This is a genomic window from Streptomyces sp. NBC_00209, assembly GCF_045206345.1.
GTDB lineage: Bacteria > Actinomycetota > Actinomycetes > Streptomycetales > Streptomycetaceae > Streptomyces.
On sequence record NZ_CP108121.1, the window covers coordinates 458088 to 470837 of the forward strand.

Consider the following 12750-nt stretch of genomic DNA (forward strand, 5'->3'; position numbering starts at 1 on the left):
GTCGCCGCCCCGCTCCACCGGGCCGCCCGGGACCGCTCGGGTGTCAGTCGCCGTTCCACCAGCGGGTCACGACGCGCCAGAGGCGGGCCGGTCCAGCGGGCTTGCGCTGGCGCGGGACCCGGCCGGACAGCGCGTCCGCCGATCCGTCGACCGTCGCGGTCGCCCCGGCCGGGGCGGCGGACGACGGCGCGTGGGCCCCGTCCAGGGGGGCGCGGACGGGGGTCGGGGCGGTGTGGCGTACGGCGGACTGGACCTCCCAGTCCTGGCGGGCCGCGTTGGGCCTGCCCATGGACGGCGGCTCCCGGTCGTCCTGCGGGGAGCGGGGGGCGAATTCGGCGGGGAGGTCCACCAGGTGACGGCTCATGAAGTTGCCGACCCACTGCAGTTCGTGCTCGTCCACCGCGAGTTCGAGGTCGGGCAGCCGCATCAGGAGGGCGTCCACGCCGACGTCCGCGATGGCGCGGCCGATGTCCTGTCCTGGGCACTCGTGGGGGCCACCGCTGAACGCCAGGTGCGAGCGGTTGCCCTCCATGTTGGCGGTCAGGTCGGGGCGGACCACGGGGTCGGTGTTCGCCGGTGCGATGCCGACGATCAGGGCGTCGCCGGCCTTGATGTGCTTCCCGCCCAGTTCGGTGTCGCCGACGGCCCAGCGGCCGAAGACGGCGGTGAACGGGGGCTCGTCCCACAGGGTCTGCTCGACCGCCTCGGGAACGGTCATGTGGCCGCCGCTGAGCCGGGCCCGGAAGCGCGGGTCGGTGAGGACCATGCGCAGCACGTTGGCGATCAGGTTGGCGGTGGCCTCGTAGGACGCGATCAGGATGAGCCGGAGGTGCTCGGCGACCTCCTGGTCGTTCATGTTCGCGGGGTGCTCGACCAGCCAGGTCGCGAAGTCGTCGGCCGGTTCGCGGCGGCGGCGCTCGACCAGGCGGGTGAGCGCTCCCACCACGTAGGCGTTGCTCTGGACGGCGGTGGCGGTGCCCTTGATCATGTCGCGGGCCGCTTCGACCATCCGGTCGTTGTACTCCTCCGGCATGCCGAGGATGGCGCACATGACCATCATGGGCAGCCGTTCGGCGAACTCGGCGACGAGGTCGGTGCGGCCCTCCCGGCAGAAGCTGTTGACGAGCCGGTTGCTGTACCGGTTGACGTGGCGCCGCACGCCGCGCGTGTCGATGCGGGCCATGGAGTCGGTGACGGCGCCGCGCTGGCGTTCGTGGGTGGCGCCGTCGGCGAAGACGCAGATCGGCTGCCAGGTGAAGATCGGCGCCAGCGGGTGGTCGGGGGCGACGCTGCCGTCCTGCAGGGCCCGCCAGCGGCGCGAGTCGCGGGAGAACTGCGAGGGCGTACGGGTCATGTGCATGTTCTCGCTGTGGCCGAGGACCAGCCAGGCGGGCACGTCGCCGTGCAGCAGGACCGGGGCCACCGTGCCGTGTTCGGCGCGCAGTTTCTCGTACAGGCCGTGCGGGTCCTGCTCGGCCTCGGGGCCGTAGAGCCGGCGCAGGCCGCCGGGGCCGACGCCCAGGCCGTGGGCCGGGCACTCGGGGGGCGGGACCTGGCCGTGCTCGTAGGGGAAGGGGGTTGTCACGATCGCTCCAGGGGTCGGGCCGCGAGGGCCGGACGGTCGGGGGCGCGGTGGGGACGCGCGGAACGGGTTCGGGAAGGGTGCGCGGGAGGCGTCAGCCGATCGGGAGGGCGAGGCCGTGCAGATAGCGCATCAGGGTCATCAGCACATCGCGGCTGGAGCCGCGCAGCCGGGCGTCGCAGTCGATCATCGGGACCTCTTCCGAGAGGTCCAGGGCGCCGCGCAGCGCCTCGACGGGGTACTTCGGCGCCTCGGGGAACGTGTTGACGGCGACGACGAACGGCACCCCCCGCTCCTCCAGGCGCCCGATGACGTCGAAGCTGGTTTCGAGGCGGCGGGTGTCGATGAGGACGACGGCGCCGAGGGCGCCCTCGAACAGGCCGTTCCAGAGAAACCAGAAGCGTTCCTGGCCGGGGGTGCCGAAGAGGTAGAGGATCAGCTCCTCGCTGATGCTGATCCGGCCGAAGTCCATGGCGACGGTGGTGGCGGTCTTGCTCTCCACGCCGAAGTTGTCGTCCACGCCGACGCCGTCCTGCGTCATCGTCTCTTCGGTGGTCAGGGGCCGGATCTCGCTGACCGAGCCGACCATGGTCGTCTTGCCGACCCCGAACCCGCCGACGATCACGACCTTCACCGCGGCGGTGGCCGTGGTGGGCAGGACGTCCTCGCTGCGGGGGCCCGTGATCGTGTCAGAGCTTCTGAAGTCCATGCATCACCGCTTCGAGGAGGGACCGGTCCGGGAGGGTCGCGCGGACGATCGGCGCGCGCGACTCGATCAGACCGGTGGCGAGGAGTTCGGTGAGGAGCGAGGTCACCACGCTGAACGGCAGGCTGAGGTAGGCGGAGAGTTCCGCGACGGATAACGGGGCCTGGCAGAGCCGGAGGATCACGGCCTGCTCGGGCTGGACCGTCGGGGACGGCTCCGACTTCGAGACAATCATCGTGACCAGGTCGAGCGCTGCCCGCTCGCTGCCGTCGGGATCGCCGGTGATGACGTAGAGCCTCTCCGGATCGCTCAGCGCCGGGTCGGCCTTGCGGCGTTCTCGTCGGGGAGAATTCATCCGGCCTGCCCGTCGTGCCGGGGCGGGCTCGTGAGGTGGCCGCCGATGCGTACGACCATGTCGCGCATCCGCGCCCCGACGTGCCCGGCGTCCACCGTCTCCCCGGCGAGCACCGCGAGGTAGGCGCCGGCGCCCGCGGCCATCAGGTAGAAGAAGCCGCCGGTGACCTCGATGACGACGAGCCTCATCCGGCCGTCGCTGTACGGGATCTCGGAGGCGACGGCCGCCGCCAGGCTCTGGAGCCCGGCGCAGGCCGCCGCGAGCCGGTCGGCGACGTCGGGGTCGCCGCCGTGCCGGGCGATGCGCAGTCCGTCGGCGGACAGCACGACGATCTGATGGATGTCCGGGACGTCGTCGGCGAGTTCCTTGAGCATCCAGTCCATGTTGCCCCGCTGCTGGATCACCGCTGATCTCCCTTGTCCCACGCGTCGTCAGAGTCTTCGTCCGCCCTGGGCTCCTGGGGCACGCCGTTGGCGGCCTTGGTGAACGCCTCCAGCCAGATGCCGGGGGGCGGTTCCTTGCTGTTGTCCTGGCCGGGGCCGTAACTGTGGCCGTGGCCGTTGGTGCGGCCGGCGGCCTGTGCGGGGAGGTTGTGCGAACCGAGCGGGGCGCGGCCGCGGCTGCGGCGTTGCGGGAGTCCACCGTCGGTCCACTCGGTCACGATGGGCACGTCGTCCTGCATGGCGACGGCCGGGGTGGGCGGGACGGCCGGGCGGGGCTCGGAGACCACCGGGCCGGTCGCGGGGCGTGCGGCGACGGGGCTGGGCTTGCGGCGCTTGCCGCGGGGCGGCACGACGTGCTTCATGTCGGCGAGGTCGATGTCGCTGGTGGGCCGCGAGGTGGCGCCGATGCCGTGGGCGATGCCGGGGGCCGGGCCGGTGGTGATCATGGCGCGGGGCACAATGAGCACGGCGCGCACGCCGCCGTACGCGGACTGGCGCAGCGAGACCTGGAGGTCGTACATCCGGGCGAGGCGGCCGACGACGGCCATGCCGAGGCGCGGGGACTCGCCGAGGTCGTTCATGCTGGATCCGGCCTGGGCCCTGGCGAGCATGTTCTCGGCGCGGGCGCGGGCCTCCTCGCTGAGGCTGACGCCGCCGTCCTCGATCTCGATGGCGATGCCGGTCTGCACCTCGACCGCGGTGACGTGCACCCGGGTCTGCGGCGGCGAGTAGCGGGTGGCGTTGTCGAGGAGTTCGGCGCAGGCGTGGATGAGCGGTTCGACCGCGGTACCGATGATGGCGACCTTGGCGATCGAGTGCAGATCGATGCGCGGGTACTCCAGGATGCGCGACATGGCGCCGCGCAACACGCTGAACAGCGGTACGGGCTTGGGCCACTGGCGGCTGGGGCGGGCGCCGCCGAGGACCGCGATGGAGTCGGCGAGGCGGCCGATCAGAGCCGTGCCGTGGTCGATGCGGAGCAGGTCGTCGAAGACGTCGGGGTTGCGCCCGTGGTGCTCCTCCATCTCCCGCAGCTCACTGGCCTGACGGTGGACGATCGCCTGGACGCGGCGGGCGACGTTGACGAAGGCGCGCTGCGCGGAGTCACGGGTCGCCTCCTCGTTGTCGATGATGTCGAGCACCGTGTAGACGAGGGAGCGCTGGGAGTCGGGCAGGTGGCGGTAGACCGGGTCGGAGTCCACCACGTCGCGCAGCACCTCGTCGGGCGAATTGCCCACGCGCAGACGGTGGATGGCGGACGGCAGCAGCTCCTTGCTGATGCGGACGGTCTCTTCGTCGTGGTCGGCGATGCGCCGTTCCAGGGCGATGACGCGCTGTTGGTACTCGGTGTTGCGGCGGCGGATCGTCCGGCCGCGCCGGGCGATCTCCACGGCGAGCGTGGCGACCACGACGGTGGCGAACGCTCCGCACCAGACGACTGGTATCCGCGCGGGCTCGGCAACCAGCGCCGCCGCGGCGGCGGTTGCTCCCGCCATCACGACGACGGGAAGCAACAGGGCGCGGGCGACAGGGGCTTCCCTGCCGGCCGGCGGTGATTCAACACGGGCCATCTGAACCTCTGGCGGTTGATTCGGGATGTATTCCGGAGATTCGGCGCTTGCATGAACATAGAGAACAAGCACGCGAATTCATCTCAACTCGGCTTCACTGCGCGTGAGCTTAGTCAGATCGAATCAGCGCTTTCGCACATTCCTCCAACCCCCTGCGCGAGCGCTCCCGCGGTAGTACGCTCACGAGTTTTCGCACGCACCGCCTTCAGGCATGTGCGGGGAGTGACGGGGCGGAGGAATGAGGAAGAATCGCCCCACAGGGCGACGGATGGGCACATATGAACGAACGTGCCCGTACGAGTGATGCCGTGCGGGGCGGGGCCCCTCAGCGGCGGGCGCCGCCGATGCGCCCCTCCAACTGCACCAGGAGCTCGCTGAGCTGTGCGCTCAGCCGGTCGCGGGACTCGGGGTCGAGGCCGGAGAGCACCGCGCGTTCGTACGCCAGCTGCCGGGGCAGCAGTCCGTCGACCAGGTCGCGGCCCTCGTCGGTGAGGCGGACGTAGGCGACCCTGCGGTCGCGCTCGTCGCCGCGCCGGGCGATCAGGCCGCGCTCCTGGAGGACGCGCAGCCGCTTGGTGACGGCGGCGCCGGAGGAGAAGGTCTCCCGGGCCAGTTCGCCGGGGGTCAGTTCGCGGTCGGTACGGCGTACGGCTCCGAGGAGGTCGAACTCCGGGCGGGTCAGCCCGACCGCCCGCAGCGGGGCGTCCTCGGCCTGCTGGAGGAGCGCGGAGCAGCGGTTGATCCGGCCGATGAGCTCCATGGGCCCGGTGTCGAGTTCCGGGTTCACGGCCTGCCACTGCCGGACCACCGAGGCGACGATGTCGTCGGTCACACCGCTCCGTTCTCCTGGGCGGGGACGCTCCGCCCCCGCCGTTCCGCTGTCGCCGCGAGCGTACGGTGTCCGGCCTGCTCGGCGGCGAGCACCGCCTCCCGGGCCAGGGCGGGCTGCCACCACTCGCCGGCCGCGGTGTCGTCCGCCTCGCGCAGCTCGACCAGGGTGCCGGCGAGCCGGCGGCGGGCGGCGTCCAGGGCGGCGGGCGCGGGCTCCGGCGCGGCGAGGGTCCGCACGGCGTGGGCGCGGGCGCGCTCGGCGTCGGCCAGTGCGCGCTCGACGCGGCCGGTGGCGCGGCGGTTGGTGACCAGGACGGCGGCGAGGAAGCCGACAGCGGCGCCGATCACCGTGTCCAGGACCCGGTCGCCGATCAGCTCGCCGGCCGGGTGGCTGCCCGCGTACTCCAGGACGAGGAGGGCCATCGGGGTCACGGCGACGGAGCCGAGCCAGTAGTTGCGGGTGATCAGCGCCTCGGCCGAGAAGGCGAAGAGGAGGCAGAAGCCGATGAGGGCGAGCGGGGTGGTCCGGGCGACCGGGAGGACGGCGGCGAAGACCAGGACGCCGACGAGGTTGCCGAGGGTGCGCTGGAGCGTCCGGTTCCAGGAGAGCGTGACGTTGGCCTGGTAGAGGGAGGCGGCGGTGACGAGCGCCCAGTACGGACGGCCGACGCCCACGGCCGAGCAGACGTACCCGGCCAGGGCGCAGCCGACGAGCGTGCGGGCGGCGACCGGGAGCAGCGGGGAGCCGGGGGCGAGCCCGCGCAGCAGCGTACGGAGGGAACCGCGGCGGGCGGTGCGTTCGGCGTCGAGCCCGAAGAGTTCGGCGCCGGTGCCCGGGGCGGGCGGCGGGGTGGGCACCGGGCCCCGGGCGCGGGTGAGCCGGGCCCACTCGCGGAGCCGGCCGGCGTCGGCGGGGTCGGGGGTGCCCGCGAGGACCGAGGTCTCGGCGTGGACGACGAGGCGTTCGAGGGCGCGGCGGGGGCGGCCGGTCGCGACAAGGGTCTGCCAGGCGGCGTGCACGGCGGCGACGGCGGCGCGGCGGGTGGCGTGGCCGGGGTCGGCGGCGTGCGCGGCGGCGGCGTTGAGGGCGCGGGCGGTGGCGCGGCGTTCGGGGCCGTCGCGGCGGACGAGCGCGGGGGCGACGACGGCGACGAGCCAGGCGACGGCGCCGGCGCCGAGGGTGAGGGCGAGGTGGCCGGGGACCTGGGCGAGCGTCTGGGGGACGAAGAGGGCGGCGGAGCTCACGAAGGTGAAGATCACCGGTCCGGGCGGGCCGATCCGGGTCGCGTCGCAGAGCAGCTTCTGCCCGGCGGCCAGGAGCGCGCCGACGGCGATGAGCACGGCGGTGGACGTGGTGAGCGAGGCGACGGCGAGGGCGGTGCCGAGGCCGGCGGTCATGCCGAGGACGACCCCGGCGACGGTGCCGGCGCGGCGGGTGTACGGGAGGTTGTGGCCGTACAGGGCGCAGAGCGAGCCGGCCATCGTGTACATCACCAGGTCGAGCCGGCCGAGGGCGAGGAGCACCAGGTTGGGTATCGCGGTGGCCACGACGACGCTGGCGGCGGGCTTGAACCACATGTCGGACGGCCGGTTCAGGCGCAGTGGCCCGGTCAGCGGGAGTCTGCGGACGGCGGGCCTGGCGGACCTGATGGTTGTATCGCTCACTCATTTACTTTAACAGGTATTACACAAGTAAAATACCTGGAGCGGAACCGGTCCCGGGACACAGCACCGCCCGCGCTCCTCCCATGAGGGGCGCGGGCGGGTGGGCGAACGGGAGCGGGCTCAGCCGAGGCCGCGGGCGTCCTGCTTGAGGGCGGTGTCCACGGTCAGGGCCGTCGCCACCACGAGACTCAGCAGGGGCTCGGGCAGCTGGTAGTGGATCTGGAGGACGTAGTTGTCCGCCGTCGTGAACAGCGTCTTCGCGAGCCCTTCCCAGGTCTTGGTGATCCGGGCGATCTCCTGGTCGTTGTGGTCGACGATCGCGAAGTTCCAGGCGCGCCAGTTCTCGGCCTTGATCGCGCCGATCTGCTGTCCACCGGCCATGATCGCGAAGTTGATCTTGCCGATGGCGTTCTGCTGGACGATCTCGCCGACCGGCTGACCGTCGGAGCGCTCCACGACGACCCGGGACTTGATGAACTTCGCGGGGCGGGTCAGCCGCAGCTGCGGCTGGCCGTACGCGTCGCGGATCTCCAGCCGGTGGGTCAGGTACTGGTCGATGCTGGTCAGGAACCGCAGCACCTTGCGCATCGCGCCCTGGCCGACCTGGACGACCGAGCCGACGGTGTTGCCGTGCTGGTCGAAGACGCTGTACTCGTTCGTCAGCTCGATCAGCTTGGCCTTCTGGTTCACGACCAGGACCTGCTGATTGAAGAGCGAGCCGCCGGGGGCGCCGCCCTGCGGGTGCTGCGGGGCACCCTGCTGGGGGACGGCCACGGGCTGCTGCTGCGGCGGCTGCTGCGGCGTCGCCTGCGGCCGCACGGGGGCCTGGTCCGGGGCCTGGCCGTCCGCGGAGTGGGTGTGCTCCGTCCACTGGGAACCGTCCCAGTAACGCAGCAGCTGAGGGGCGCCGTGCGGATCCGGATACCAGCCCGCAGATACGTTCGAGTGCGTGGTCACCGGGGCACACTATCTCGCCATGGCCAAAATCGGACCTGCCGTCCGAGGATCCACAGCTTCACCGCTTCCTCCCGCGCACTGCTTGAATCTTCAACGCGCCGCGTACGATGTGCGGGATGAACAGGGTGAGCGAGGGGGCGGAGCGGCTGCGCGGCACCGGTGCGCCGGTCGTGCTCGCCTGGCTGTTCGTCCTGGTCGCGCTCGTCTCCTGCTGCGCGCCGCAGTCCGTACGCCCCCACTCCTCCCCCGAGTACGCCCCCGCCTCGGCCCTCGCGACGTCGACCGATCTCACGGTGGTCCGGGTCGTGGTGGCCGACACCCCCCGCGACCGGGGCATGGGGGATTCCTGCCACGACGCCTCGGAGCATTCGCCGCCCGTCGTGCTGCCCGCCCAGCCGGGCCCGGCGGCGGTCCCCTCGGCGGCCGTGGCACTTCTCCCGCACCGCCCCCTGACCGGCGGCGCGTCCATCCGGGGTCCCTCCAACGACGCGGTCGGCGAGGTCGACCCCCTGCGCCTCCAGGTTCAGCGGACCTAGGACGGCCGGGGATGCCCCGTGCCCGTTCCCGGGTGCGGCGGCTCCCCCTGCCTTACGCACTCCGTCCCACGATCCGCTGAACCGAAGGACCCGTCATGGCTTCCGCCAACAAGCAGAGCACCAACAGGCCGAACTCCGGCAAGCAGAACACCGCCAAGCCGAACAGCCCCGCCGCCGCCCGCCGCGCCAAGCTGGACGAGGCCCGCCGTCAGGAGCGGGCCCGTGAGCGCCGCTCCCGCGTCATCACGCTCTCCGTCGGCGTCCTGGTGGTCGCCGGGCTCGTCGTCGGCGGCGGCTACCTGATGAACGCGGCCGACGAGCAGGACAAGGCCGAGGCCAAGGTCAAGACCTCGCCCGTCACCGGCGAGAAGAGCTGGGACAAGCTCACGCAGAACCATGTGGAGAAGACGGTCGACTACCCGATGAACCCGCCGGTCGGCGGCGACCACAACCCGGTGTGGATGAACTGCGACGGTGACGTCTACACCCAGGCCATACCGAAGGAGAACGCCGTCCACTCGCTGGAGCACGGCGCGGTGTGGGTCACGTACACCGGCAAGGCGAAGCCCGCCGACATCAAGAAGCTGAACGAGCGGGTGTCGGGCACGCCGTACTCGCTGATGAGCCCGGTCGAGGACCAGGCGGCGCCGCTGATGCTCAGCGCCTGGGGGAAGCAGCTCACCGTGAAGAGCGCCACGGACGCGCGGGTCGCGCAGTTCTTCACGAAGTACGTGCAGGGCCCGCAGACCCCGGAGCCGGGCGCCGCCTGCACGGGCGGGATCGCCCAGTGACGGCCGCGCCGCGCACCTCGCGGCCCCTGGTGCTGGCCGGCGGTGCGGTGCTGCTGCTGGCGCTCGCGCTGATCGCGCTGACCTTCGTACGCCCTTCGACATCGGCGCCCGCGGCGGCGGCCTCCGCCTCCGCGCCGGCCGAGTCCTCGGCCGATGTGGGGTTCGCGCGCGATATGGCGGTCCACCACCAGCAGGCGGTCGAGATGGCGTTCATCGTCCGGGACCGCACCTCGGACGAGGCGGTGCGCCGGCTGGCGTTCGACATCATCAACACCCAGGCCAACCAGCGCGGCATGCTCCTCGGCTGGCTGGAGATGTGGGGCCGGGCGAAGAGCTCCCCCGGGCCGCCCATGGCCTGGATGGGGCACACCTTCACCCCGCGCGGTGACGGCGCGCTGATGCCCGGCATGGCCACCGACACCGAACTGGACGCGCTGCGGGCGGCCAAGGGCAGGGACGCCGAGATCCTCTTCCTGAAGCTGATGACCGCACACCACAAGTCCGGCGCCGAGATGGCGCAGGCGGCGGCCTCCGCGGCGAGGACCGAGGAGATCCGGAATCTGGCGTCGGGTATGGCCCTGGCCCAGAAGTCGGAGATCGCGCTCATGGCGGACATGCTCAAGGAGCGCGGGGCGTCCGCGTCCTGAGGCGTGTCGGGCCGGGTGGCCCCGGCCCGACACGACCGTACTGACGTACGGAATCGCATAGGCTCAGGACCGATATGAAGAGCAACCTCACACCGCTGGGGCCCAAGGCCGACAAGGACACCGTCCGGCGCAGCAATCTGAGCCTCGTGCTGCGGGCCGTCCGCGACGAGGGCGAGGCGACCCGGGCCGGTGTCGCCGCGCGCGTGGGGCTGACCCGGGCCGCCGTTTCCTCGCTGGTCGAGCAGCTGCTCGAAACCGGGTTCCTGACCGAGTCCGGCAAGACGTTCAGCGGGCAGGCCGGCCGACCCGGGACCGCGCTCAAGACGGCGCGCACCGGTCCGGCCGGGCTCGGGGTCGAGGTCAACATCGACTATGTGTCGGTGTGCGTGGTCGACCTCGCCGGGACCGGCCGGGTCCGCCTCACCGAGCACCTGGACAACCGGGGCACCCCGCCCGCCGAGGTGCTGGCCCGGGCGGCCCGGATCGCCGCGCGCACCCTGGACTCGGCGCGGGAGCAGGAGCTGTACCCGGTCGGCGTGGCCCTGGCGCTGCCGGGCCTGGTCTCGGGCGGCGCGGTGCGCCAGGCGCCGAACCTGGGCTGGAACCAGGTCCCGGCCGAGGAACTGTTCGCCGCCGCCCTGACCTCGGAGCACCCGGGCCACCAGGAGCTGCCGGTCCGCTCGGAGAACGAGGCGAATCTGGCGGCCCTGGCCGAGCTGTGGTTCGGCGGCCTGGAGCGCATCCGCAGCTTCCTCTATCTGACCGGCGAGATCGGCGTGGGCGGTGCGCTGGTCATCGACGGCGAGCTGCTGCGCGGGGCGCACGGCTTCGCCGGGGAGATCGGCCATGTGGTGGTGGACCCGAGCGGTCCGCAGTGCCGGTGCGGTTCGCGCGGCTGCCTGGAGCAGTACGCGGGACAGGCGGCGCTGCTGCGGGCGGCCGGGGTCGACGGGGGCGGCGGGCTCGGGGTCGCGGAGCTGGAGAAGCGGGTGCGGGCGGGCGACGAGCGGGCGGTCGGCGCGGTCGCGGAGGCCGGGCGGATGCTGGGGCGGGTGCTGTCGGGGGCGGTCAATCTGCTGGACCCGGACGCGGTGGTGCTCGGCGGGATCTACCGGAACCTGATGCCGTGGCTGGCCGCGCCGGCCGACGAGGAGCTGACGGGCCGGGTGGTGTCCGGGCTCTGGGCGCCCGGCGCGGGCCGGCTGCGCGCGTCGTCGGTCGCGGGGGACGCGGCGCGGGGCGCGGCGGCGCTGGTGATGACGGATGTGCTGGCCGACCCGGTGGCGTACGCGCGTCCGGCGATGGCCTGAGACGCACGGCAAGGGGGCGGACGCTTCATGCGTCCGCCCCCTTGCCGTGCCCGTGGTGTCAGCGGACGCCGAGCAGGTGGTCCATCGCCAGCTGGTCCAGGGCCTCGAAGGCCATGCCGCGCTCGGCCGCCGCGTCCACGTCGAACTCCTCGAACGCGGAACGGTCGGCGAGCAGGCCGGCCACGCCGTCCTCGGCGGTGCGCTGGGCCAGCTCGTCCAGGCGGGAGGCGCGCAGGGCGTCCTGGACGGCCGGGTCGGCGCGGAAGGCGGCGGCGCGCTCCTTGAGGATGAGGTAGTTGCGCATGCAGCCGGCGGCGGAGGCCCAGACGCCGTCGTAGTCCTCGGTGCGCGGCGGCTTGAAGTCGAAGTGGCGCGGGCCGGCGTAGTCGGAGTTCTCCAGGAGGTCGACCAGCCAGAACGCCTGGCGCAGGTCACCGGCGCCGAAGCGGAGGTCCTGGTCGTACTTGATGCCGGACTGGCCGTTGAGGTCGATGTGGAAGAGCTTGCCCGCCCACAGGGCCTGGGCGATGCCGTGCGGGAAGTTCAGCCCGGCCATCTGCTCGTGCCCGACCTCCGGGTTGACGCCCACCATCTCGGGGCGCTCCAGGCGCTCGATGAACGCGAGGGCGTGGCCGATGGTGGGGAGGAGGATGTCGCCGCGCGGCTCGTTCGGCTTGGGCTCGATGGCGAACTTCAGGTCGTAGCCCTGCTCGGTGACGTAGTCGCCCAGGAGGTCGAATGCCTCCTTCATGCGGTCGAGCGCGACGCGGATGTCCTTGGCGGCGCCGGACTCGGAGCCCTCCCGGCCGCCCCAGGCGACGTAGGTGGTGGCGCCCAGCTCGACGGCCAGGTCGATGTTGCGCAGGGTCTTGCGCAGGGCGTAGCGGCGGACGTCACGGTCGTTGGCGGTGAACGCGCCGTCCTTGAAGACGGGGTGCGTGAAGAGGTTCGTCGTGGCCATGGGGACGACGAGACCGGCCGCGTCGAGCGCCTGGCGGAAACGCTTGACGATGCCCTCACGCTCGGTGTCCGAGGAGCCGAAGGGGATCAGGTCGTCGTCGTGGAAGGTCACGCCGTACGCGCCCAGCTCGGCGAGGCGCTGGACGGAGTCGACCGGGTCGATCGCGGTGCGCGTCGCGTCACCGAAGGGGTCGCGGCCCTGCCAGCCCACGGTCCAGAGGCCGAAGGTGAACTTGTCCTCGCGGGTCGGTGCGAAGCGTTCCGTCATGGTGGTGCCGCCTTCGGTGCCGTGGGTCCGCAGCCGGTCGGGCGGCCGAACCTCAATTTGTTCACTGTCATGACTAATCATGCACGGGCAGCCCGGGCGACGTAAAGCCCCTGGAGCGGAGACGTCCG

The 12750-nt window shown here is 72.4% G+C and carries 13 protein-coding genes; 4 read left to right on the top strand and 9 right to left on the bottom strand.

Going from position 1 to position 12750, the window contains the following annotated elements; all coding sequences use genetic code 11:
• Positions 1 to 43: 43 nt before the first annotated feature.
• The 8 genes from OG867_RS02105 to OG867_RS02140 all read right to left on the bottom strand — a co-directional run bounded on the left by OG867_RS02105 (position 44) and on the right by OG867_RS02140 (position 8110).
• On the bottom strand, positions 44 to 1585 hold the full coding sequence (locus OG867_RS02105; protein WP_328903613.1) for a cytochrome P450: 1542 nt from the start codon (positions 1583 to 1585) through the stop codon (positions 44 to 46).
• A gap of 91 nt (positions 1586 to 1676) precedes the next feature.
• The gene (locus OG867_RS02110) at positions 1677 to 2291 is read right to left on the bottom strand and encodes an ATP/GTP-binding protein (RefSeq protein WP_328903612.1); all 615 of its coding nucleotides are present in this window, start codon (positions 2289 to 2291) and stop codon (positions 1677 to 1679) included.
• The gene (locus tag OG867_RS02115) at positions 2272 to 2643 is read right to left on the bottom strand and encodes a DUF742 domain-containing protein (RefSeq protein ID WP_018100233.1); all 372 of its coding nucleotides are present in this window, start codon (positions 2641 to 2643) and stop codon (positions 2272 to 2274) included. The genes OG867_RS02110 and OG867_RS02115 overlap by 20 nt, the downstream gene beginning before the upstream one ends.
• Positions 2640 to 3047 (bottom strand): roadblock/LC7 domain-containing protein, encoded by a 408-nt coding sequence (locus tag OG867_RS02120; RefSeq protein WP_328903611.1) that lies wholly within the window; start codon positions 3045 to 3047, stop codon positions 2640 to 2642. The genes OG867_RS02115 and OG867_RS02120 overlap by 4 nt, the downstream gene beginning before the upstream one ends.
• Positions 3044 to 4657 (bottom strand): ATP-binding protein, encoded by a 1614-nt coding sequence (locus OG867_RS02125; RefSeq protein WP_328903610.1) that lies wholly within the window; start codon positions 4655 to 4657, stop codon positions 3044 to 3046. Before OG867_RS02125 ends, OG867_RS02120 begins: the two co-directional genes overlap by 4 nt.
• Positions 4658 to 4982: 325 nt before the next feature.
• Positions 4983 to 5489 (bottom strand): MarR family winged helix-turn-helix transcriptional regulator, encoded by a 507-nt coding sequence (locus tag OG867_RS02130; RefSeq protein ID WP_406282024.1) that lies wholly within the window; start codon positions 5487 to 5489, stop codon positions 4983 to 4985.
• Entirely contained in the window at positions 5486 to 7153 is a 1668-nt protein-coding gene (locus tag OG867_RS02135; RefSeq protein ID WP_406282027.1) for an FUSC family protein, read from the bottom strand. Before OG867_RS02135 ends, OG867_RS02130 begins: the two co-directional genes overlap by 4 nt.
• Before the next feature lie 120 nt (positions 7154 to 7273).
• Positions 7274 to 8110 carry a phospholipid scramblase-related protein gene (locus OG867_RS02140; protein ID WP_328903607.1) on the bottom strand — a complete coding sequence of 279 codons (837 nt, stop codon included), beginning with the start codon at positions 8108 to 8110 and terminating at the stop codon, positions 7274 to 7276.
• Positions 8111 to 8226: 116 nt separating this feature from the next.
• Here OG867_RS02140 and OG867_RS02145 point away from each other — a divergent pair, with 116 nt between their 5' ends.
• From OG867_RS02145 to OG867_RS02160, 4 genes are all read left to right on the top strand, one after another.
• Positions 8227 to 8646, top strand: a complete 420-nt coding sequence (locus OG867_RS02145) for a hypothetical protein (RefSeq protein WP_328903606.1) — start codon at positions 8227 to 8229, stop codon at positions 8644 to 8646.
• A gap of 95 nt (positions 8647 to 8741) precedes the next feature.
• Positions 8742 to 9437: a DUF3105 domain-containing protein gene (locus OG867_RS02150; RefSeq protein WP_406282031.1), complete on the top strand. Its 696-nt coding sequence runs from the start codon at positions 8742 to 8744 to the stop codon at positions 9435 to 9437.
• Positions 9434 to 10084 (top strand): DUF305 domain-containing protein, encoded by a 651-nt coding sequence (locus OG867_RS02155; RefSeq protein ID WP_328903604.1) that lies wholly within the window; start codon positions 9434 to 9436, stop codon positions 10082 to 10084. Before OG867_RS02150 ends, OG867_RS02155 begins: the two co-directional genes overlap by 4 nt.
• A gap of 74 nt (positions 10085 to 10158) precedes the next feature.
• Positions 10159 to 11394: an ROK family protein gene (locus OG867_RS02160; RefSeq protein WP_406282034.1), complete on the top strand. Its 1236-nt coding sequence runs from the start codon at positions 10159 to 10161 to the stop codon at positions 11392 to 11394.
• Positions 11395 to 11452: 58 nt separating this feature from the next.
• On the opposite strand, the gene xylA is transcribed toward OG867_RS02160, so the two are convergent.
• A complete protein-coding gene (gene xylA, locus OG867_RS02165; RefSeq protein ID WP_406282037.1) occupies positions 11453 to 12622 on the bottom strand; it encodes a xylose isomerase in 1170 nt (389 codons plus the stop codon).
• Positions 12623 to 12750 lie beyond the last annotated feature (128 nt).

Coding starts and splice junctions, on each gene's coding strand:
- OG867_RS02110 (WP_328903612.1), bottom strand. CDS start 2,291: ATGGACTTCAGAAGCTCTGACACGATCACGGGCCCCCGCAGCGAGGAC.
- OG867_RS02115 (WP_018100233.1), bottom strand. CDS start 2,643: ATGAATTCTCCCCGACGAGAACGCCGCAAGGCCGACCCGGCGCTGAGC.
- OG867_RS02125 (WP_328903610.1), bottom strand. CDS start 4,657: ATGGCCCGTGTTGAATCACCGCCGGCCGGCAGGGAAGCCCCTGTCGCC.
- OG867_RS02145 (WP_328903606.1), top strand. CDS start 8,227: ATGAACAGGGTGAGCGAGGGGGCGGAGCGGCTGCGCGGCACCGGTGCG.
- OG867_RS02150 (WP_406282031.1), top strand. CDS start 8,742: ATGGCTTCCGCCAACAAGCAGAGCACCAACAGGCCGAACTCCGGCAAG.
- OG867_RS02160 (WP_406282034.1), top strand. CDS start 10,159: ATGAAGAGCAACCTCACACCGCTGGGGCCCAAGGCCGACAAGGACACC.
- xylA (WP_406282037.1), bottom strand. CDS start 12,622: ATGACGGAACGCTTCGCACCGACCCGCGAGGACAAGTTCACCTTCGGC.